General features: G+C 64.1%; 16 protein-coding genes. 10 read left to right on the top strand and 6 right to left on the bottom strand.

Annotated features, from left to right (window positions below; genetic code table 11):
- The first annotated feature begins 27 nt into the window (after nucleotides 1-27).
- The 5 genes from BGO64_RS11720 (at nucleotide 28) to BGO64_RS11700 (ending at nucleotide 6,628) form a co-directional block, all read left to right on the top strand.
- Nucleotides 28-1,455 (top strand): NAD(P)/FAD-dependent oxidoreductase, encoded by a 1,428-nt coding sequence (locus BGO64_RS11720; protein WP_286700711.1) that lies wholly within the window; start codon nucleotides 28-30, stop codon nucleotides 1,453-1,455.
- 142 nt (nucleotides 1,456-1,597) lie between these two features.
- On the top strand, nucleotides 1,598-2,158 hold the full coding sequence (locus tag BGO64_RS11715; RefSeq protein WP_286700710.1) for a hypothetical protein: 561 nt from the start codon (nucleotides 1,598-1,600) through the stop codon (nucleotides 2,156-2,158).
- 200 nt (nucleotides 2,159-2,358) lie between these two features.
- Entirely contained in the window at nucleotides 2,359-3,621 is a 1,263-nt protein-coding gene (locus BGO64_RS11710) for a hypothetical protein (protein ID WP_286700714.1), read from the top strand.
- A 69-nt stretch (nucleotides 3,622-3,690) separates the two neighbouring features.
- Entirely contained in the window at nucleotides 3,691-5,379 is a 1,689-nt protein-coding gene (locus BGO64_RS11705) for a putative glycosyltransferase family protein (RefSeq protein ID WP_286700709.1), read from the top strand.
- A gap of 52 nt (nucleotides 5,380-5,431) precedes the next feature.
- Complete coding sequence (locus BGO64_RS11700; RefSeq protein ID WP_010674385.1) at nucleotides 5,432-6,628, top strand: Bcr/CflA family multidrug efflux MFS transporter; 1,197 nt, start codon at nucleotides 5,432-5,434, stop codon at nucleotides 6,626-6,628.
- Nucleotides 6,629-6,687: 59 nt separating this feature from the next.
- Here BGO64_RS11700 and BGO64_RS11695 read toward each other — a convergent pair whose 3' ends face one another.
- The 3 genes from BGO64_RS11695 to BGO64_RS11685 form a co-directional block, all read right to left on the bottom strand.
- Entirely contained in the window at nucleotides 6,688-7,254 is a 567-nt protein-coding gene (locus tag BGO64_RS11695) for a pyridoxamine 5'-phosphate oxidase family protein (protein WP_219604682.1), read from the bottom strand.
- A gap of 33 nt (nucleotides 7,255-7,287) precedes the next feature.
- Complete coding sequence (nhaD, locus tag BGO64_RS11690; protein ID WP_286700708.1) at nucleotides 7,288-8,712, bottom strand: sodium:proton antiporter NhaD; 1,425 nt, start codon at nucleotides 8,710-8,712, stop codon at nucleotides 7,288-7,290.
- Nucleotides 8,713-8,847: 135 nt separating this feature from the next.
- Complete coding sequence (locus BGO64_RS11685) at nucleotides 8,848-9,321, bottom strand: DUF4357 domain-containing protein (RefSeq protein ID WP_010674381.1); 474 nt, start codon at nucleotides 9,319-9,321, stop codon at nucleotides 8,848-8,850.
- A gap of 152 nt (nucleotides 9,322-9,473) precedes the next feature.
- On the opposite strand from BGO64_RS11685, the gene BGO64_RS11680 reads away from it, so the two are divergent.
- The 5 genes from BGO64_RS11680 to BGO64_RS20820 all read left to right on the top strand — a co-directional run bounded on the left by BGO64_RS11680 (nucleotide 9,474) and on the right by BGO64_RS20820 (nucleotide 14,914).
- Nucleotides 9,474-10,154 (top strand): ABC transporter ATP-binding protein, encoded by a 681-nt coding sequence (locus BGO64_RS11680; protein WP_286700707.1) that lies wholly within the window; start codon nucleotides 9,474-9,476, stop codon nucleotides 10,152-10,154.
- Between the two features lie 21 nt (nucleotides 10,155-10,175).
- Complete coding sequence (locus tag BGO64_RS11675) at nucleotides 10,176-12,602, top strand: FtsX-like permease family protein (protein ID WP_286700706.1); 2,427 nt, start codon at nucleotides 10,176-10,178, stop codon at nucleotides 12,600-12,602.
- A gap of 185 nt (nucleotides 12,603-12,787) precedes the next feature.
- Nucleotides 12,788-13,828, top strand: coding sequence for a lipocalin-like domain-containing protein (locus tag BGO64_RS11670; RefSeq protein WP_286700705.1), 1,041 nt, complete (start codon nucleotides 12,788-12,790; stop codon nucleotides 13,826-13,828).
- Nucleotides 13,829-14,071: 243 nt separating this feature from the next.
- Entirely contained in the window at nucleotides 14,072-14,659 is a 588-nt protein-coding gene (locus BGO64_RS11665; RefSeq protein WP_286700704.1) for a hypothetical protein, read from the top strand.
- A 12-nt stretch (nucleotides 14,660-14,671) separates the two neighbouring features.
- Nucleotides 14,672-14,914 carry an HNH endonuclease gene (locus BGO64_RS20820; protein ID WP_353743881.1) on the top strand — a complete coding sequence of 81 codons (243 nt, stop codon included), beginning with the start codon at nucleotides 14,672-14,674 and terminating at the stop codon, nucleotides 14,912-14,914.
- A 206-nt stretch (nucleotides 14,915-15,120) separates the two neighbouring features.
- On the opposite strand, the gene BGO64_RS11660 is transcribed toward BGO64_RS20820, so the two are convergent.
- From BGO64_RS11660 to BGO64_RS11650, 3 genes are all read right to left on the bottom strand, one after another.
- A complete protein-coding gene (locus tag BGO64_RS11660; protein WP_069785691.1) occupies nucleotides 15,121-15,678 on the bottom strand; it encodes a hypothetical protein in 558 nt (185 codons plus the stop codon).
- Between the two features lie 134 nt (nucleotides 15,679-15,812).
- The gene (locus tag BGO64_RS11655) at nucleotides 15,813-18,605 is read right to left on the bottom strand and encodes an FAD-binding and (Fe-S)-binding domain-containing protein (protein WP_286700703.1); all 2,793 of its coding nucleotides are present in this window, start codon (nucleotides 18,603-18,605) and stop codon (nucleotides 15,813-15,815) included.
- Complete coding sequence (locus tag BGO64_RS11650) at nucleotides 18,605-19,249, bottom strand: LutC/YkgG family protein (RefSeq protein WP_286700702.1); 645 nt, start codon at nucleotides 19,247-19,249, stop codon at nucleotides 18,605-18,607. Before BGO64_RS11650 ends, BGO64_RS11655 begins: the two co-directional genes overlap by 1 nt.
- Nucleotide 19,250: the final 1 nt, after the last annotated feature.

The raw sequence follows: 19,250 nt of genomic DNA, 5'->3' as shown, positions 1-19,250 counted from the left end.
CAGCTATCACGCCGTTTCGGAACACTCATGAACGACAACAACAACAAGAAGCACATTGCGGTGCTGGGCGCCGGCCCTGCCGGTCTGATGGCCGCCTGGCGCCTGCGCCAGGCCGGTTTTGCGGTCACCCTGTTCGAGCAGGAGCCGGTCGTCGGCGGCATGTGCGCCACCCAGACCTTCAAGGGGCGCGACGGGGAGTATCGCTTCGACTACGGCGGCCACCGCTTCATCACCAAGAACCCCGAGCTGCTCGCCTTTATCGACGAGCTGATGGGAGACGACCTGCTCCACGCCGAGCGAAAGAGCGTCATCCGCTTTGGCGGGCGTACCTATGACTACCCCTTGAACCTGCCCAACCTGCTCAAGACGGCGCCGCTGGCCCTGATGGCCGGGGCGGTGAAGGATCTGCTGCTGTTGCCCTTTGCCAAGAAACCCACCGATTTTGCCAAGGCGAGTTTTGCCGAGTGGATCCAGAGCCACTTCGGCCGTACCCTCTACCGCCAGTTCTTCGAGGGCTACACCGGCAAGTTGTGGGGCATCAACCCGGACCAGCTCTCCGCCGACTGGGCTGGCCAGCGCATCAGCCTGATCGATCTCAAAGACGTGGCGCGCCGCCTGCTGCCAAGGCGCAACGGCAGCATGTCGGTGCGCACCTATGCCCGCAAATACCGCTATCCCAAATATGGCTTCGGCCAGATTTTCACCACCCTGGGGGAGCGGTTGGTGGCCGAAGGGGCCCTGCTCAAAACCGGCGCCACCATCACCCGCCTCGAGCAGGCTGATGGCCGCATCGAACGGGTGTATTGGTCACAAGATAACGTTGAACAGAGCGAGCGCTTTGATCAGGTGATCTCCACCCTGCCGCTGCCGCTTACCTGCCAGCATCTGGGCTTGCCGTGCGATCTGCACTACCGGTCGCTTCGCTTCGTCAATATGCCTCTCAAACAGGAGAACCTGTCGGACAACACCTGGCAGTACCTCTCCGACCCCCATATTCTGGCGACCCGTTTGCAGGAGCCGCGCCGGCGCAGCCCCTTTATGGCGCCACAGGGCCAAACCTCGGTGATGCTGGAGATCCCCTGCAACCCGGGCGATGCCACCTGGCAGGCACCGCTCTCTGATCTGCGCGGCCGGGTCACCGCCGATCTGGCGAGCCTCGGCGTCGATACCCAGAAGCTCGGCGATGAGACATTCGAAGCGCGCAGTGAATACGCCTATCCGCTGATGGATCTGGGTTATCAGGCCCGCCGCAACGACGCCATCAAGGCGCTGATGCCGATAAGCAACCTCATCATGACCGGCCGTCAGGGGACATTCCGCTACATCTTCACCGACACCGCCATGGAGATGGGGATGATGGCCGCCGACATGGTGATCGACGGGGTGGACAGACGCCACGCCATCTTCAATCATCGCAACGAAAATACCGTCATTGAAACCCAGAGCGTGGCGTGAGCACGATGACTGGTGTTCAACAGGCAGACAGACGCCGCAACACCTTCAATCATCGCAACGAAAATACCGTGATCGAGACCCAGAGCGTGGCCTGAGTGCCGCGCCATGGGCATAACCTCTTGGCATAAGTAAGGAGAACAGGATGACCATCCGCCCGGGTTTACTCGCCCTCACCCTGCTGCTGACCCTGAGCGGGCAGGCGCAGGCTTACTCCTACGCCGCCGCCGGCAAGGAGCCGCTGATCGATGCCCGCGAGGCACTGCTGGGCGCAGCCACTGACGGCAAGGATGCCAGCGCCACCTTGAGCGAGATTGCCGAGGAGCTGACCTATCTGGAACAGCACCACAAGGTCGAGCTGCAAGCACCGCTGGCAGCCGCCATCAAGGCCAAAGACGCCGCAGCCACCGCCGCCCTGCTCAACCGGGCCTACAAGGCGGAGATCGAGCGCCGCCTCGAGGGGGCCAGCCAGAACCTTGGCGACTACCAGACCGCCAAGGTGCTGGTGGTCAAGAGCAAGCGCTTCTTGGATTTGATCCTCCCCTCCCTGAATGAAGGAGATCGCAAGGCCGCCGAACAGGCGCTGGCCAAGGTGCTCGATGCCATCGGCAACCCGGGAGTGTTCGGGGTGGGTGCCAAACCTGCCGATGCCGCTGCCTTTAGCGATGCCGAAAAAGCGCTGATGGCCGTGCTGGCACCGCTTTGATGGCCACCAGCCCATCATTGCGCCAATTCGTTGTGACAAACGGTGGGTTTCGCTGCACTCTCCCCACCCTACGCACGGCCTGCCGATAGATGCACCCGGACGCCGGTTTGCCCCCTTCTCCCCTTGCGGGAGAAGGGCTGGGGATGAGGGGGAAGGCAACGTATCGGCGTTGGCCTTCCACCAGCTCAATCACCATGTGGCTGCTTACCCTGCTGCAACTGGCCTGGCTTGGCTGGCTGCTGACCTTCCCGGTAGCGCTCGATTCCGACGATGCCCTCAACTTTGCCCACGGGGTGGTGCGCTTCAGCGTGCTGGAGTTCTCCCCCCACTTTCCGGGCTACCCCGCCTTTATCTGGCTGGCGCGGCTGATCAATCTGGCGGTGGACGAGCCGGCCCGCGCGGTGCAGTGGGCCAGCCTCTTGGGGAGCAGCTTGCTGGCGCCGCTCGCCGCCTTCCTCGCGGCCAGATTGTGGCAGCGGCCCAGCCTGCTGGCGCCTGTCTGGCTGCTGGTATTGGCCCTGCCGCTCACCCCGACCCTGGCCCTCTCCGGCCTGTCCGACGGGCCTGCGCTGGCCGCCTGGCTGGGCGCGCTCCTGGCTTTGCAACAGCGCAAGATAGCGCTGGCGGGTCTGCTGTTGGGCCTCATGCTGGCGCTGCGCCCCTCCTACTTCGTGCTGGCCCTGCTGCCCCTTTGGCTGGGGATGGCGCAGCAGGGCACGCGCGTCAGGTTTCTGCTCCCCATCGCGCTGGTGGGGCTAGCCTGCCTGCTGTTTGTCTGGCAGGCCGATGGCTGGGCCTATTTTGGCGAGGGGCGGCGCTTTACCGACGGCCACTTTACCCTGTGGGGCAACACGGCGGCGGCCCACGGGGATCGACTGCTGAGCTGGGCCCGTACCTTCCACGAGCAGCTGACCCCGCTCTGGCCCCTGTTGATGGGAGCCTTGCTGGTACTGCCACTCTGGCAACGCTCAAAGGATCACAATCCAGCCCCCTCCGTGCTCTGGACGCTCTACTGGCTCGCCCTGCTGCTCTGGACCCTGTTTGGCCAGAATCCGGACAATCCCCGCCATCTCGCGCCCATCACCCTGCTCGGTATCGTGCTGCTGGCAGGCTGGCTGCCACGCCGGGGCGAGCTGACAGCCATGCTGGGAGCCCTGTTGTTGCTGCTCTGCACCCTCACCCCACCGGTGGCACCAGCCATGACCCGGGCCGCCAGACTGGCCGAACAAACGTGCCCGGCGCTGGTGACCCAGTGGGGAGTGAGGCTGCTTAGGGAAACCACAACCCTGCCCGTCACCGACGGCTGGTACCGGGGGGATGCCGCCCTTGCGCTCACCCAGGGGGCCTGCCGCCTCAGCCGCCGCCCCCTGGGGGCAGAGGCGCTACCAGGCCCTTATGACACCCTCTGGTTTTCCCCCCGCTTTCACGCCGAACCCGGCCTCTGGCTCGCCCTGCCCCGCTGAACCGGGCACTTGCGAGGGCATCGCACGACTCGTCTACACTCACAGCCGGGTCTGTCAGGAACCAGTGCAATGGAAAGAAACACGAGCGGAACCAGGGAGGGGATCCGGGTCGCGCTGGCCCTGTTGCTGGCCTGCGCCCTGCTGATGCTGCCGCTCTGGTGGCAGGGGGGCAGCCAGGGACACGATCTGTTTCATCACCTGCTCTCCGGCCACTACTTTGCCCGCCAGCTCTGGCAGGGGGAGCTCTATCCCCGCTGGCTGATGGCCATGAACGGCGGCTTCGGCAGCCCCACCTTCTTCTTCTATCCCCCGCTCCCCTACTACGTCAGCGCCCTCTTTGCCGGGCCCGGTGCCCACCCCCAGCAGGCCACCTACCCTTTACTTGGCAGCGCCACCCTGGCCCTGCTGCTCTCCGGGGTGTTTGCCTATCTGTGGCTGCGTGCCACCACGCCCCCTGGCCGGGCCCTGGCCGCCAGCCTGCTCTATCTGGCGCTGCCCTATCATGTCGCCATGGATCTCTATGCCCGCTTCGCCCTGGCGGAGTTCTGGGCCTTCGCCTGGGCTCCCCTTATCCTGCTGGGGCAGGATCTCGCCCACCGCGGACGACCTCAGGGGTTGCCCCTGCTGATCCTGGGGCTGGCGCTGCTGGCCTTCTCCCACCTCCCCAGCCTCTTGCTCATGATGGGGCTGGTCACCTTGCGCGCCTTCTGGTTCGCCAGACGCACCCGCACTCTGACGCCCTGCTGGCAAGCCCTCGGCGCCCAGGGTGTGGGGCTTTGCATGGCAGCCGCCCTGCTGCTGCCCGCCCTGGCGGATCAGGGGGCCATCTCCATGGAGCTGATGCGCGGCGGCATGTTCGACTACAGGCGCAACTTTCTCGACCGCCTGCCCAGCGCTTGGGAGGACTGGCGTTTTCGCGGTCACCTGGCGTGGCAGAGCATGCTGACCCTGGCCCTGCTGCTCATCGCCTGGGCCGCCGCCCGGGAGCCGCGCCACCCCGAGCTGCTGTGCTGGGGGGCGATCGGCGTCGTCGCCTTCCTGATGATGCTGCCCCCGAGCCAGCCTCTCTGGAGCCTGCTTCCCCCCTTGCAGCGGGTGCAGTTTCCCTGGCGGCTCAACCTGGTGCTCGCCCTTGCCACGGTCGCCGTGGTGGCGCTCGGCACCCAGCCCCATCGTCTCTGGCAGTGGCTCTGGTGGGGAGTATTTCTGCTGACCCTCCTCTCCACCCTGGCCTATGTGCGTCACGCCCCCCTCACCCAGGCCCCCGAACGGGAGGCCATGGCATTCGAGTTCGACAGCAAGCGCAGTGCCCGGGAATACAGGCCAAGGCAGGTGCCGGGGGGCATGTTCGCCCCGACCCTGCTCGCCTGGAAGGAGGAGTTCCAGCCGCCTGTCAGCGCCGAACCGCCAGGCGCAAGCTGGAGCCTGACCCGCTGGCAACCCCGCGCCCTGGCGCTGGAGGTCAAGGCCCGGGTACCGACCCGGCTGGTCCTGCACCAATACCATTACCCCGGCTGGGAGGCCCGCCTCGACGAGCACCTGACGCTGACGGTGAGCGCCAATCGCCAGGGGTTGATGCAACTCTGGGTTCCGGCGGGCCACCACAGCCTCACCCTGACCCTGGCGGCACGCTGGCCGGAGCGCACCGGCAATGCCCTCTCCCTGCTCGGATGGCTTGCCTGGCTCTGGCTGCTCTGGCGCCACACCAGACAAAAGGGCATCGGGCAGGATGCACCTGATCGCGCCCGCCAAAACTGATAGACTCAACACCTGCCTCTTAACCCGGCCCAGCCCACGACTCGGATACCCTATGCCCCAAGCCAGCTCCCTCTCCCCCCGTTTCCTCTTCATCCTGCTCGGTGCCCTGGCGGGCCTGACTCCCCTCGCGGTGGACATGTATCTGCCCGCCATTCCCGCCATCGCCCGGGATCTGGCTACCAGCATCGACGGCGCCCAGCTCACCATCAGCGCCTTCCTGGGGGGCTTTGCCATCGGCCAGCTCTTTTACGGGCCGCTCGCCGACAGCTTCGGCAGAAAGCCGGTGATCCTGGCGGGCCTGACGATGTTTGCCGTGGCCTCCGTGGGCTGCGCCATGGCGGACTCCCTGCCTGAGCTCCTCGCCTGGCGCATGTTGCAGGCCGCAGGGGGCGCCGCGGGTTCCGTGGTGGTCAACGCCCTGCTGCGCGACCTGTTCGAGAAGGATGCGTTTTCCCGCGCCATGTCCTTCGTCATCCTGGTGATGACCCTCGCCCCCCTGGTGGCCCCCGTGGTGGGGGGGTACATCAGTGCTCACAGTGACTGGCGGGTCATCTTCTGGCTGCTGGTGGCCATCAGCCTGCTCATCTGCCTGGTAATGCAGTGGAAAATTGAGGAAACCCTCAAACCCGAGCACAAGCAACCCCTGCGACTCGGGCAGGTGCTTCGCAACTACTGGGGGGTGCTCTCCCACCGTGGTGCCATGGGCTATGTGCTGTGCGGCGCCCTGTCGAGCTCCGGCATGTTCGCCTTCCTGAGCGCCTCCCCCTATGTCTACATCGAGTATTTCAAGGTGCCGACCGAGCACTACGGCTGGCTCTTTGGCCTCAATATCCTGCTGATGATGGTGGTCACCTTCGCCAACAGCCGGCTGGTGAAAGGGGTGGGTGCCGAGCGCATGCTGCGATACGGCCTGACCGTGCTGCCGCTCGCCGGGGCCCTGCTCATCTACAACGCCTGGAGCCAGACCGGGGGCCTGTGGGGTATCGTCATCCCGGTGGTGCTCTTCGTCGGCCACATCAGCCTGGTGGGGGCCAACGCCATGACCGGCCTGATGGGCCACTTTCCCCAGTCCGCAGGCACCGCCTCGGCGCTGGCGGGTACCCTGCGCTTTGGCCTTGGGGCCCTGGTGGGGGTGCTGGTCAACCTCAATCCCCCCGAATCGCCGCTCCCCATGGCCATCGCCATCGCCGGTTGCGGCCTGGGGTCGGCCCTCAGTTACTGGCTGCTGAGCGGCAAGCGCGTCCCCTGATGCCCTGCAATGAAAAAGCCCTGTCCATGGACAGGGCTTTTTGCATCGGGGCGCAGGCCTCAGTCATCGGCCTGCAACCCGCTGCGCGCCAGGATCTCGCTCTCCAGCCCATCCAGGCTTAGCTGGTTCTTCTTGCGCCAGTAGGCCTCTATCCCCTCCCGGCCCTGACGGGCCGACCAGTTGGCAAGATCCTCCCTGTCTCCCTGATAGTCAAACAGAGGCACCGACATGCCGCACGACGTCTGAACCCGTTCAATGTCCAGCAGGAAGATCTGGCGAGCCGCGACGCTTGGGGGGAACAGCGCCAGCAACGACGGCCACTGCGGATCAGTGCGGTGCAGCACCCGTGCCTGGCCATAGGCTCGCAGAATAAGCGGCGCCCCCTCGAAGGCGCAGAACATCACCGTCATGCGCGGCTGTTGCAGCACCTGGGCCGCGGACTCGTTGCCGCTGCCGGTCAGGTTGAGCCAGGCCAGGGTGTGGGCATCGAGGACGCGCAGCGAATCCCCGCCCTTGGGGGAGAGATTGACCGATCCCTTCGCGGCTGCCGTGCCGACGAAGAAGATCTTCTGCCCCTCGATAAAGGTGACATGGCGCGGCAAAAGCGCCTCGAACAGTTGTCCCATCCTGCCTCTCCCTGGTGCCTGGAACCGGATTCCCTAAAACAGGGCGCTGTTGAGCCACAGGTGCGCCCCTATGCCGACCATATAACCAAGCAAAATGGCAGGCAACCACTTGAGGTGCCCGACGAAGGTATACATGCCCCTGGCCTGCCCCATCAGGGCCACCCCGGCGGCGGAGCCGACCGAAAGCAGACTGCCCCCCACCCCGGTGGTCAATGTCACCAGCAGCCACTGCCCCGTGCTCATCTGCGGCTCCATGGAGAGCACGGCGAACATCACCGGAATGTTGTCGATCAGGGCGGAGAGCAGGCCGATGGTGACGTTGGCCAGGGTCGGATCGCCACCGTCATAGAGGAAATGGGAGGCAAGCGCCAGATACCCCATAAACCCGAGGCCGCCGACGCACATCACCACCCCGTAGAAGAAGAGCAGGGTGTCCCACTCCGCCTTGGCAATCTTGTTGAACACATCGAACGGCACCACCGAGCCCAGACGCAGCAGCCTGGCCTCGTCCCCGGTGCGCTCATACAGCGCCCGTGCCCGGGCCAGGGTGACGGGCTGGGTCTTTCGCAGATAGAAACTGAAGAATTGCAGGTAGCCCAGCCCCATCATCATGCCGAGCACGGGGGGCAACCCCAGGAAATGATGGCAGGCGACGGCGGTCACTATGGTGAGCACAAAGAGCAGCACGATGACAACGGCGCCGCGCCTTGGCACCACCATCTCGCCCGGCATGGCGGACACCAGACGGGGCACCATCAGGCTCATCAGGGTGGCCGGCACCAGGAAGTTGAGCAGGGCGGGGATGAAGAGCAGCAAGAACTGCTGGAACGGCACCTTGCCCGCCTGCCACACCATCAGGGTGGTGATGTCGCCAAAGGGGCTGAAGGCGCCGCCCGCATTGGCTGCCACGACGATGTTGATGCAGGCCAGGTTGATGAAGCGGCGCTCCCCGTTGACCACGTTGAGCACCACTGAGCACATCAGCAGCGCCGTGGTGAGGTTGTCCACCACGGGGGAGATGAAAAAGGCGAGAAAACCGGTGAGCCAGAAGAGCGTACGCAGGCTGAATCCCGCCTGCACCAGGCGTACCCGCAGCACGGCGAACAGCAGCCTGTCCTCCATGGCGTTTACATAGGTCATGGCCACCAGCAAGAAGAGCATCAGCTCGGCATACTCCAGCAGGTTGTGGCGAAAACCGGCCTGAACCAGCTCGCTGTGCCCCTGCCCCGTATAGACCAGGCCGATGGCTATCCAGATGATGCCGGCGGCCACCAGCACCGGCTTGGACTTTCGCAGCTTCAGGTACTCCTCGGCCATCACCAGGGCATAAGCCAGGGCGAAGATGGCGAGGGCGAAGAGCCCGACCCCGCTGTGGGTCAGATCGAGGGGGACGTTGCCCGCAGCGGCGGGGGCACTGAGCAGGGCCGCCCCGGGCACGAGGCGAAGGAGTCCAGACATGGCGGCATCTCCTGGCAGGCGTCTGGCATTGAGGCTAGCAGCGCAAAGGGAAGCCGCTCTCTTTGTCATCCTGATGAGCGGCCCGCCGCGGGCACTCAGGCAAACATGAGCGAGGCCCGTTGCCGGGCCCCGTCATCAGGAGGTCTTCTTGCCAAAACCCGATTGCTTGAGGGTGTAGCCTGCGCTGTTTTGCCAGGCATCCAGCCCGCTTCGGTTGTTGCCCGCCACCAGGCTCGCGGCCAGGCTCGGACTGTTGAAGAGCTGATCGGCGGTAAAGATGAAGCCCCCTTCGGGGTGGGGAACGAGCACCCCCTTGCCCAGCAGCTCCTGGCGCAGCTCGATCACCGCCTCGCGCAGGGAGGCCGCATCCTCGCCGTTGGCGGTGGAGCCCGCCTGGACCATGAAACCGGGGTTTTGCCGCTTGCCCACCGGATAACCATGGGCCTCTGCCCCCTTGCCGTTGAAGTGGTAGAGCTCGCGCTCCCCCGGCTTGTTGTCGGAGAGGGCCTTTTGCAGGGTCATCAGCTCGTTGTAGATATCGATGGGGACCACGGCAGCCTGCTTGACGCCCTTGCTGTCGACGATAAAACTGACTTGCTTGTGTAACATCCTTGCTCATCCTGTGACCCATGGAAGGCCCTATTCTAACCACCTCAGGCAAGCGGGATCCAGCGAGGATCCCCATCCCTTTTGCAGGCGCGATCACTAACTGGCATAGTGACGGACATTGTGAAAGCCATTGACCATCAAACGGTTATCCCATGCTTAGCCTGCGCAACCTCAGTAAACGCTTCGCCAACGGCGGCGAGACGCTCCCCCTGTTTGAGGGGCTGGATCTCGCCCTCACCCCGGGGGAAACCTGCCTGCTGCTGGGGCAAAGCGGCTGTGGCAAGTCCACCCTGCTCAACCTCATCGCCGGTCTCATCGCCCCGGACGAGGGGGAGATCTGGCTGGAAGAGACCCGCCTCGACACCCTGCCGACAGACGAGCGGGCCCGCCTGCGTGGCCGCCATTTCGGCATCGTCTATCAGGATTTCAACCTGCTGCCGACCCTGACCGTGGCCGAGAACCTCGCCCTGCCCCTTCAGATAAACAACCTGCCCCAGGACGATGGGCGCCTCGATGCCCTGCTCGCGAGCCTTGGCATGAGCCACAAACGCCACGCCTGGCCGGAACAGCTCTCCGGCGGCCAGCGCCAGCGGGTGGCGCTGGCCCGCGCCCTCATTCATCAGCCCCGTTGGCTGCTCGCCGACGAACCCACCGGGAGCCTTGATGAACACAACGCCGAGCAGGTGATGGCCCTGATGATGAGCGCGGTGCGCGATACCGGCGCCGGTCTCTTGCTGGTGAGCCACAACCCGGGCTATGGCGACCTGGCGGATCGGGTGCTGCGCCTTGAAGGGGGGCAACTGGTCGAGCTCAAGGGGCGCCGCCATGGCTGACGTCTGCCGGGGGGCCTGCTGATGTTGCCGCTCAAGGCGCTGCTGCGCCTCTATCGCGCTCACCCCTGGCTGCTCTTGATGAGCCTGGCCGGACTCACCCTCGGGGTCACCCTGGTGGTGGCCATCGAGCTCTTGAACCACAGCGCCCGCACCAACTTCGTCGCTGCCCGCAGCCAGCTCGCCGGGGAAGCCAACTACCGCCTGGCCCCCCAGGGTGGCCTGGATGAGCAAGTCTACGTGAGGCTGGTGCGAAGCCAGCCGAACCTTGACGCCATGCCAGAGCTTCACGCCTGGCTCAAGGACGAGCAGGGGCGCAGCTTCCAGTTGCTGGGGATGGATCTCTTCAACCCCGGCCCCCTGCGCCGCCTCTTTGGCGATGCGCCAGACAGCCAACCCGATGTCTCGTTGAATCGCGCCGACAGCGTCTGGCTGGCCGCCCCCGAGGCCAGACGCCTTGACTGGCAACCGGGCCAGTCGCGAACCTTTGTGCTGGGGGATGAGGGGCAACGCCCCCTGACCCTGACCCTGGCGGGCACCTTCGAGCCCGGCGCCGTCCCCATGGAGCGGCTGCTGGTGACCGACATCGGCCTCGCCCAGCCCCTGCTTGGCAAGGAAGGCAGACTGGATCGCATCGTCTTCAAGCTGAGCGATGCGCAGGCCAATACCTTGCAAAGAGCCTTGCAGGCCGTGCAGGGAGCCGAGTTCCCCGCTCAGCCCTTATGGCTCGAGCCCATCAGCCCGGCCCTCGATGCCAGCCAGCTCGGGGATGCGCTGGCGCTGAACCTCACCGCCCTCTCCCTGCTCGCCATGGCGGTGGGATTGTTTTTGGTGTTCAACGCCCAGCGCTTCGTGCAGAGCGTGCGCCGCCCCCTGCTCGCCCAGCTCATCATCCTCGGGATGCCGCCGCGCCGGGTGCTGCGCTGGCTGACCCTGGAGATCCTGATCCTCGCCACCCTCGGCACTCTGCTCGGGCTGTTGCTCGGAAGCCTGTTGGCCCTCGCCCTGATGGGGCAGCTCACCCAGGCGCTGGCCGATCTCTATGGCCCCAACCCCATCGACCTGCTGCGTCTCTCCCCCACCAGCCTTGGCAAGGCGCTGGTGATTGGCCTTCTGGGGATGCTTGCCGCCAACCTGCCCGGCTGGTGGCAACTGCAGCGCCAATCCCCCCTTGCGCTGCGAGAGGGCAACAGTCGCCCACCGGCTCACCCCTGGCAACGCCGGGGGCTTGCCATCGCCATTTTGCTGCTGTGCACCCTGTGTCTGTGGCAACCCGCCACTGGCCTTGGCGGCGCCCTCTTCGTGGCCGGGGGCTGGCTGCTCGCCATGGCCCTCCTGCTGCCCGATGCCCTGCGTTGGTTGCTGGGGCGGCTGCGTGCACGCGGCCCCCTCACCGCCCGGCTCGGGGTGGCCGAAACCCTCTATCACCTGGATCGCACCGCCATCGCGGTGATGGCGCTGCAACTGGCCATCGCCGCAGCCATCGGCATCGGGGTCATGGTGTCGAGCTTTCGCTCGAGCGTGGAGATCTGGCTCGGCCAGCGTCTGGCCGCCGATCTCTACGTCACCGCCCCCAAGGGGGTGGCCGGCAGCAGGGGCGCCCTCGGCGAGCAGACCCTCAACACCATCCTCGCCGCGCCGGATGTGCGCGCCGCCTCCCGCCGCGCCGTGCTCCCCGCCCGCTGGCAGGGGCAGCCCATCGAGTGGGCGCAGATGGACTTTATCCCCGAGCTCAAAGCCGCCTATCCCCTGCTGGCCGGGCGCTGGCCCGCCGCTCCCGACGAGGTGCTGGCGAGCGAACCGCTGACGGTACGCCTCGGGGTCAGGGTGGGCCAGCGCCTCGAGGTAACCAGTGAGGGGACACCAAGGGCTTTCACCGTCACCGGCGTCTATCAGGATTACGGCAGCGACAAGGGGCAGATACTGCACGCCTTCGAAGGGGGCAAGGTGCAATCCCTTGCCCTCTTCAGCCCGGCCCCCGAGCGCCTTGGCGACAGGCTCAGGAGCCAGTTTGGCGAGCAGGTGAACCTGTTGCCCGCCCCCGCCATCCACGCCGCCGCCCTCAGGGTGTTCGATCAGACCTTCGTGGTGACCGAGCTATTGAAGTTGCTCATTCTGGGGATCGCCTTCGTCGGCATCGGCTCGGCCTTCATGGTGCTGGGGCTGGCCCGGCGCGGCGAGTTGCAGACCCTGCAGAGCCTTGGCCTGAGCCCCCGCCACTGCCGCCGGCTGCTGGTATGGCAGGGGGCGGGCCTCGGGCTGCTCACCGCGCTCCTGGCACTGCCGGTGGGCTATGGCCTTGCCTGGGTGCTGATTGAGGTGGTCAACCCCCGCGCCTTCGGCTGGCGGCTGGCCTTCGAGGCCGCCCCCCTGCACGCCGTCACGGCGCTTCTGCTGGCGCCGGTGTGCGGGGCGCTGGCCTCCTGGTACGCCGCAAGGAGAGTGGTATGACATATTGGTTGGCGCTCTGGCTCGGCCATGGCTTGACGTTCCCATTGACCAGATCTCTGTCACCGCACTTGATTCAGCGCAGAGAAGCGCACAGAGCTGCCGCGAACCATCCCCTCTCCCTTCGGGAGAGGGCCAGGGTGAGGGGAATCTTGTCCTCTTTACGGTCCCTGTGGCTTGCAGCCCGCTTGATCCCGCTTGTTGCCATAAGCGGCCACGCGCAGGCCAGCGATCTGGGGAGCATCCTCGGCGGTGGTAGCGATCACTTCAAAAAGGCTCTGCCGGGTCAATCCATCCTCCTGCCCACGGATCACGCTGCCCACCCCGACTACCGCTCCGAATGGTGGTATCTCACCGGCAACCTCAAAGACGAGCAAGGGCGCGGCTACGGCATGCAGTGGACCCTGTTTCGCCAAGGCATCGAGCAGGGGATCACATCGGAGAACCCCTGGCTCACCCCCCAGCTCTGGTTGGCCCAGTTCGCCATCACGGATGTGAGCAAAGGCCGCCACCAGCAGGACGAGCGCACCAGCCGCCAGGGGCCAGGGCTCGCCGGTGCCAGCGGCGGTGAGTATTGGCTGAAAGAGTGGGTCTTGGCCTCTCAAGGAGAAGCGCTCTTTCCCGCCACCCTCAAGGTGCAGAGCAAGGGGGGGGATCTTGATGTGCAGGTGAGCGCCACCAAGCCTGCGGTGCTGCAAGGCAAAGCGGGTTACAGCGAGAAGAGCCCGGGCAACGCCTCCTTCTACTACTCCTACCCGCGCCTGACCATCAGCGGCACCCTGACCCTGGATGGCGAGACCCGCAACGTCAGCGGTGAGGGGTGGTTTGATCACGAGTGGAGCAGCTCGGTATTGGCCCAGTGGCAATCGGGCTGGGACTGGTTTTCGCTGCAATTTGACGATGGCCGCGAGCTGATGCTGTTTCGCCTGCGCACCAAGGCAGGGCGCACCGAGCCTGAAAACCGCTACGGCATCCTGATTGAACGCGATGGCAGCAGCCGGGTGCTGAACCCAGACCACATCCACCTCACCCCCGGCAAGACCTGGCGCGGCCCCAAGGGGCAAGCCTACCCCATCGAGTGGCAGCTGGAAGCCGCCGATTTGAACCTGACGATCCGCGCCCGCCAAGCCAATCAGGCCATGACCGGTCGCTTCGACTACTGGGAAGGGGCGGTCTTAGTCTTGGGAGACGCAAAAGGCGTTGGCTATCTGGAAATGACGGGGTATTGAAACCTTGAAATCTGTTTCGCTTCAAGAAATTATCCATTCCCCACATCCTGAGGTGCATTTTAACTCAGTAGAGATGACAGGTTATGATAAAGCCTCCATCTGCTCCTTGTTAATTTATCAACCTTTTGTAAAAGAACTCAATGCACACTTTCTATCATATTTTGCCAAAATAAAGTTCTGTATCACATTCTAATGTTAATGTTTTACGCATTATGATTTATTCAACAACAAGTTGAGGACAAAATGAAAGTTGAGGATTTAAAACCCAAAGAACGCCTGCGTGTTATGGACCTAGTTTCTGAGGCGGGTATTGACGTAAGTGATTGGGCAAATTTCAAAGGTGGTGAGGGAAAGGCTGCATCTAACCCGAAGTATTGCTATGAATGGTCTTACGAGAACACGAATAAAAGTATAATCGTGTTAAACCTTTGGTATGAAGACATTAAATTTTTAAATGGCAGCATTGTCCAGAGTTTGAACATGCGAAAGGTCGCCCAAAATGTCACAACTTCGCCACAATCAAGGCGAGCGATAAAAATGGATTTTTCCCTCCAAAAAGCAGCGCGTCTAAATTGGCCACTAAGGGTAATCATCTGTGATGGAGTCCAACACGAGCAAACAACGGGCCGTGTGAAGTCTACTGCAGAAACGCGCCTTCTTGATTCTGAACTTTGGTACGTTCAGTCTTATGATTCTGACAGCGGCGATTGCCTCCTTATTCGCAGTCAACCCGAGCCAAAATATGTTGACCAGTTCCAGCATTTGGAGTTACCCGAAGGTGAAGGGAAAAGAAAGGAAGTCACTGGAATGATCTTTCAACGGGACCCCTAAATCAGGAATTATGTGTTGACCAGGGCCAGGGGACTGTGTGAATGGTGTGGTGCCAAAGGCTTCGAGACACGGTCAGGCTCTATTTATCTGGAAACCCACCATATACAGCCACTCTCAGAGGGTGGAAGCGATGCAATCACTAATGTAATTGCACTCTGCCCGAGTCATCATCGTGAAGCTCACTTCGGTAACAAGGCTGATGACTTAAGAAGTAATTTTTTAAAATGCATCATGAAAACAAGCACTCAAATGTAATCAACGGATAGATTAAATATACCGTAGGCTCGATTTAGCCACGCCAATCGAGCCTACTATATAACCCTAAACCGAAGTCCTGTATTGAACCTCACCCAACTCTGTATAACTTATTATCAGCATCTTCCATTAAATAACTCACGCATCGACCATCTGGCTAGATACAGTCGTCAACACCGGTCAATTGAAGTGCTCCAGCATGTCGATTACAACCCCCTTTCACTCTCTGCCTTGATGGCGCCCAGTATCCGGCGCCGGATCAGGCCGCTGACGGGGCGGATCAGATACCAGTAAGGTGCGAACTTGAGGCGGCAGGCCAGATCCGGGCAGAACACCCTTGTCTGGGTGGTCAACCGGGTGGTGCCGTTTGGCTGGCGGCTGGCCGAAAACCCCAGGGCGAGCTTTGCGACGCCTGGCGCCGCAAAGTCCAGATACGCCTGACTGTCCGCCATAGTCACCAGACCAAAGTCCGGCCTCCAGAACCGGCCGACAAGGCCGTAGAGCAGCGTGTTGTCGTCCTGGCTGTCGAGCGGCACGAATCTGTCCAAGCCAAAGGGAGGCGGGCTGGCGCTCTGTTGGCGGCCAAGAAGATGCCCAAGGCGCATCGGCACTTCCCGCAAGCCGATCAGGTGGCGAAAGGCCGGATCCGCTTCCGGTCGATAGTTGGCCGCCGCCTGGATGACGGTGTGCGGGTCGGCGGCAATATCGCGGGCGTGCTCTTCACAGAAGTGATAGGCAGGCAGATAGTGGTTTAGCGGCGTCATCAATCCTTCCTTGCCATCGTTCGTATCAGTATCGGCCCCTTTCATAGCACGTAGCACCAGACAAGTCCCGTTTTTAAGCCACCTTGTTCACCCCATTGAAAACGGCAGGATAGTTATCCTGCCGTTTTTTTCCCCTATCTCGCCGCCTGATCCACCAGATAGAGGATGCTGTGATAGGGAATGCCGGCGTGCTGGCTAAGCCCCATTTCACAGGTGCGGCTGTTGCTGAATCCCTGACGGCAATCGCTGGGGACCTGGGCGGGCAGGCTGGCAAGCGCCGCGGCGTTGAGCTCCGGGGTCATCAGCCCCTTGTCACCGGCAAAGCCGCAGCACTGGATATGCTCAGGAACTATCACCTCGCGGGCACAGGCGCGGGCCACCGCCAGCATGCTCTCCCCCAACCCCATGCGTCGGCTGCTGCAGGTGATATGGAGCATGACGGTCTCATCGATGGGGGCCAGCTCAAGGTGGGGCAGCAGGTGTTCCAGCACAAAGGTAGCGGGCTCGAACACCCGAAGGCCCTTGCCGAGCGCCCCCGAGAGCAGTCGCTGCACACAGGGGCTGGTATCGAGCAGCACGGGCCAGCGCCCCTGCTCGCTTGCCTGCCACAGCGCCGCCGCCAGCTCACTGCGCTTGGCCGCAGCCACCTCGCTCATACCCTTGCTGTCATAGGGCATGCCGCAGCAGAGCCCCTCAATTCTCGCCGGCACGATGACCCGGCAGCCCGCTTTATTGAGAAGTGATTGCACCACGTCCGGCAGTGACGGGGCCTCCTCCTGCTGGCCGAACACCCGGCTGGCGCAGGACGGCAGATAGACCACAGCGCGCTCGCATGAACCGTCATTGCTCCCCTCCCCTTGCGGCCACCGATAGCGGCTCGGCCCCGGCAGGGTGGGCAGCCAGGCGGGTGTGCGCTGGCCGCTCAGATGGCGAACCCCGTTCACCAATCGCGCCAGCGCTTTGTCTCCCAGAAGCTTGCCGGCAATGGATTTGAGGCCCAACGCACTGCGGGCGGTGCGGGTAACGCCGGCGAAGTGATCGGCGCTCCAGCGGGCGATGGGCACGAAGCGCTGATATTTGTCTGTGCGCAGCTTCTTGATCAGGCTGCCGGTGTTGATGCCCACCGGGCAGCGATCGGCGCACAGCCCGGTGGCGGCACAGGTCTCAATCCCTTGATAGTCAAACAGCCGGGCAAGATCCCCTGCCACTTCACCGCTGCGACCACGGCGTGACAACTCCCGATAGAGCACGATGCGCTGGCGCGGCGACAGCGACAGCGTGCGCGAGGGGCAGACGGCCTCGCAAAAGCCGCACTCGATGCAAGGGTCGACGATGGCATCGCTCGCCGGCATGGGCTTGAGATGGGCCAGGTGGGCCTTGGGGTCATCGTTGATGATGACGCCGGGATTGAGCAGGCCATCGGGGTCCAGCAGCGCCTTGATGCGGCGCATCAGCGCCATCCCCTCCGACCCCCATTCCAGCTCCACATAGGGGGCCATGTTGCGGCCGGTGCCGTGCTCGGCCTTGAGGGACCCGCCAAAGCGCACGGCGACGAGCTCGGCCACCGCATCCATAAAGGCGCCGTAGCGGGCCACCTGGGCCGGATCGTCAAAGCCCTGGGTAAAGACGAAGTGCAGGTTCCCCTCCAGCGCGTGGCCGAAGATGATGGCTTCACCGTATTCGAAGCGATCGAACAGGGCTTGCAGCCCCGCTACCCCTTCGGCCAGACGCTCGATGGGAAAGGCGACATCCTCGATGATGACGGTGGTGCCGGTGGTGCGCACCGCCCCCACCGCCGGGAAGAGCCCCTTGCGAATGGCCCAGAGGCCGGCGCTGTCGGTAGTAAAAGGCACAGAGGCGACCTGGGCGAACTCGGCCGCCATGGCCGTCACCTGCTCGCAGCGATCGACCAGCTCCTCTTTCGATTCCCCATGCACCTCCACAAGCAGGGCGCAGGCAGCCAGGTCCAGCGCCTTGATAAAGTCCGGCAAGCCGGGCTTGCCCGCCACCGAGCGAAGGGAGCGCCCATCCATCAGCTCCACCGCCGCCACCGGGGCGCTTTTCAGGCGCGAGGTGGCCAGACACGCCTGCTCGGCGTCCCGGAACACCAGCAGGGCCGAGGCCTTGTGGGGGTATTCGGGCACGGTATCGAGCACCACCTCGGCGATAAAGCCGAGGGTCCCCTCCGAGCCAATCATCAGGTGGGTGAGGATATCGACGGGATCCTCATGGTCGAGCAGGGCGTTGATGGCGTAGCCGGTGGTGTTCTTGAGCCGGTACTTGTGGCGGATCTTGGCGGCAAGTTCAGTATTCGCCAGCACCTCGGCGCGCAGGGCGGCAAGCCCCGTGAGCAGCTCCGGGCGCCTGGCCGCCAAGGCGGCGCGGCTGTGGGGATCACCGCTCTCCAGTACGGTGCCATCGGCCAGCAGCAACGTCATGGCGTGCAGGGTGTGATAGCTGTTGTGGGCGGTGCCGCAGCACATGCCGCTCGCGTTGTTGGCGGCGATGCCGCCGAGCTTGCAGGCGTTGATGGAGGCGGGATCCGGCCCAATCTTGCGCCCCAGAGGCGCCAGATAGCGGTTGGCATCGGCGCCGATCACCCCGGGTTGCAGGGCGATGCGGGCCCCCTCGTCCAGAATGCGGTGGCCGCGCCAGCTATCGGTCAGGGTGATGAGCACCGATTCGCTCAGGGCCTGGCCCGAGAGGCTGGTGCCGGCGGCGCGAAAGGTACACGGCAGGCCCAATTCGCGGCACACCGACAGCACGAAGCGCACTTCATCCAAAGAGTCGAGGCGCACGATGCGCTCGGGCACCAGGCGGTAGAAGCTCGCGTCCGTGCCGTGGGCGAGGCGCAAATCCGGGTCGCTCACCAGGCGCTCCGGCGGGATGCGCGAGAGCACGGCGGCGTCAAATTCATTCCAGCGCATCAGCAATCCTCCACCAGCACTACCAACAGGCGGCTCGGGCCGTGGGCACCGTAGGCCAGGGTCTGCTGGATGTCGGCAGTCTTGGAGGGGCCGGACACCAGCAGCAGGTTGGTGGGCATGGCCTGCTGCCAGCGCCCGGCGTCCACCAGCCCCGCCAGGTTGTCGGCGATGGTGGAGGCCGCCAGCAGGGCGATATTGCAGGGGGGCACCAAGGAGAGAGTGCGCGGCTCACCGTTATCCGGCAGCAACACCAGAGTGCCGGTATCGGCGATGGCCCCCGCGCAGTGGATGATGCCCGCCTGACAGACGTCGAACAGCGCGTCCTTCCAGCTCGCGAACTCGCCAGAGGGGGTCAACACAGATCGCCCGGCGCAGGCGGCCGCGACCGCTTTCTGCCAACGGCCGCCCTGGCCACAAGCCAGATGCGTTATTGCTTCTCTATCCAGCCAAGCGGTCAGCTCCCGGGCCAGTGTTTCCTTCTTGACGGTGAGGATCTCGGCGTGGCTGGCGGTGATCATGCCAAGGAAACGCTCGCGCCGCGCGCCGTCATCGGCCCCGCGCCAGGGCTGCCAGCCATGGGGGGCGTGGGCAATGGGGGTGGCGGCACCGCGCAGGCGGCTTAATATGGCCTCTTTGCTCGACATC

Source organism: Aeromonas sp. 62-46, from assembly GCF_001898585.1.
Classification (GTDB): domain Bacteria; phylum Pseudomonadota; class Gammaproteobacteria; order Enterobacterales; family Aeromonadaceae; genus Aeromonas; species Aeromonas caviae.
Note: the sequence above shows the minus strand (reverse complement) of the source record. Positions and strands in the feature narration are given on the sequence as shown.

Coding starts and splice junctions, on each gene's coding strand:
- BGO64_RS11720 (WP_286700711.1), top strand. CDS start 28: ATGAACGACAACAACAACAAGAAGCACATTGCGGTGCTGGGCGCCGGC.
- BGO64_RS11715 (WP_286700710.1), top strand. CDS start 1,598: ATGACCATCCGCCCGGGTTTACTCGCCCTCACCCTGCTGCTGACCCTG.
- BGO64_RS11705 (WP_286700709.1), top strand. CDS start 3,691: ATGGAAAGAAACACGAGCGGAACCAGGGAGGGGATCCGGGTCGCGCTG.
- BGO64_RS11700 (WP_010674385.1), top strand. CDS start 5,432: ATGCCCCAAGCCAGCTCCCTCTCCCCCCGTTTCCTCTTCATCCTGCTC.
- BGO64_RS11695 (WP_219604682.1), bottom strand. CDS start 7,254: ATGGGACAACTGTTCGAGGCGCTTTTGCCGCGCCATGTCACCTTTATC.
- nhaD (WP_286700708.1), bottom strand. CDS start 8,712: ATGTCTGGACTCCTTCGCCTCGTGCCCGGGGCGGCCCTGCTCAGTGCC.
- BGO64_RS11685 (WP_010674381.1), bottom strand. CDS start 9,321: ATGTTACACAAGCAAGTCAGTTTTATCGTCGACAGCAAGGGCGTCAAG.
- BGO64_RS11680 (WP_286700707.1), top strand. CDS start 9,474: ATGCTTAGCCTGCGCAACCTCAGTAAACGCTTCGCCAACGGCGGCGAG.
- BGO64_RS11675 (WP_286700706.1), top strand. CDS start 10,176: ATGTTGCCGCTCAAGGCGCTGCTGCGCCTCTATCGCGCTCACCCCTGG.
- BGO64_RS11665 (WP_286700704.1), top strand. CDS start 14,072: ATGAAAGTTGAGGATTTAAAACCCAAAGAACGCCTGCGTGTTATGGAC.
- BGO64_RS11660 (WP_069785691.1), bottom strand. CDS start 15,678: ATGACGCCGCTAAACCACTATCTGCCTGCCTATCACTTCTGTGAAGAG.
- BGO64_RS11655 (WP_286700703.1), bottom strand. CDS start 18,605: ATGCGCTGGAATGAATTTGACGCCGCCGTGCTCTCGCGCATCCCGCCG.
- BGO64_RS11650 (WP_286700702.1), bottom strand. CDS start 19,249: ATGTCGAGCAAAGAGGCCATATTAAGCCGCCTGCGCGGTGCCGCCACC.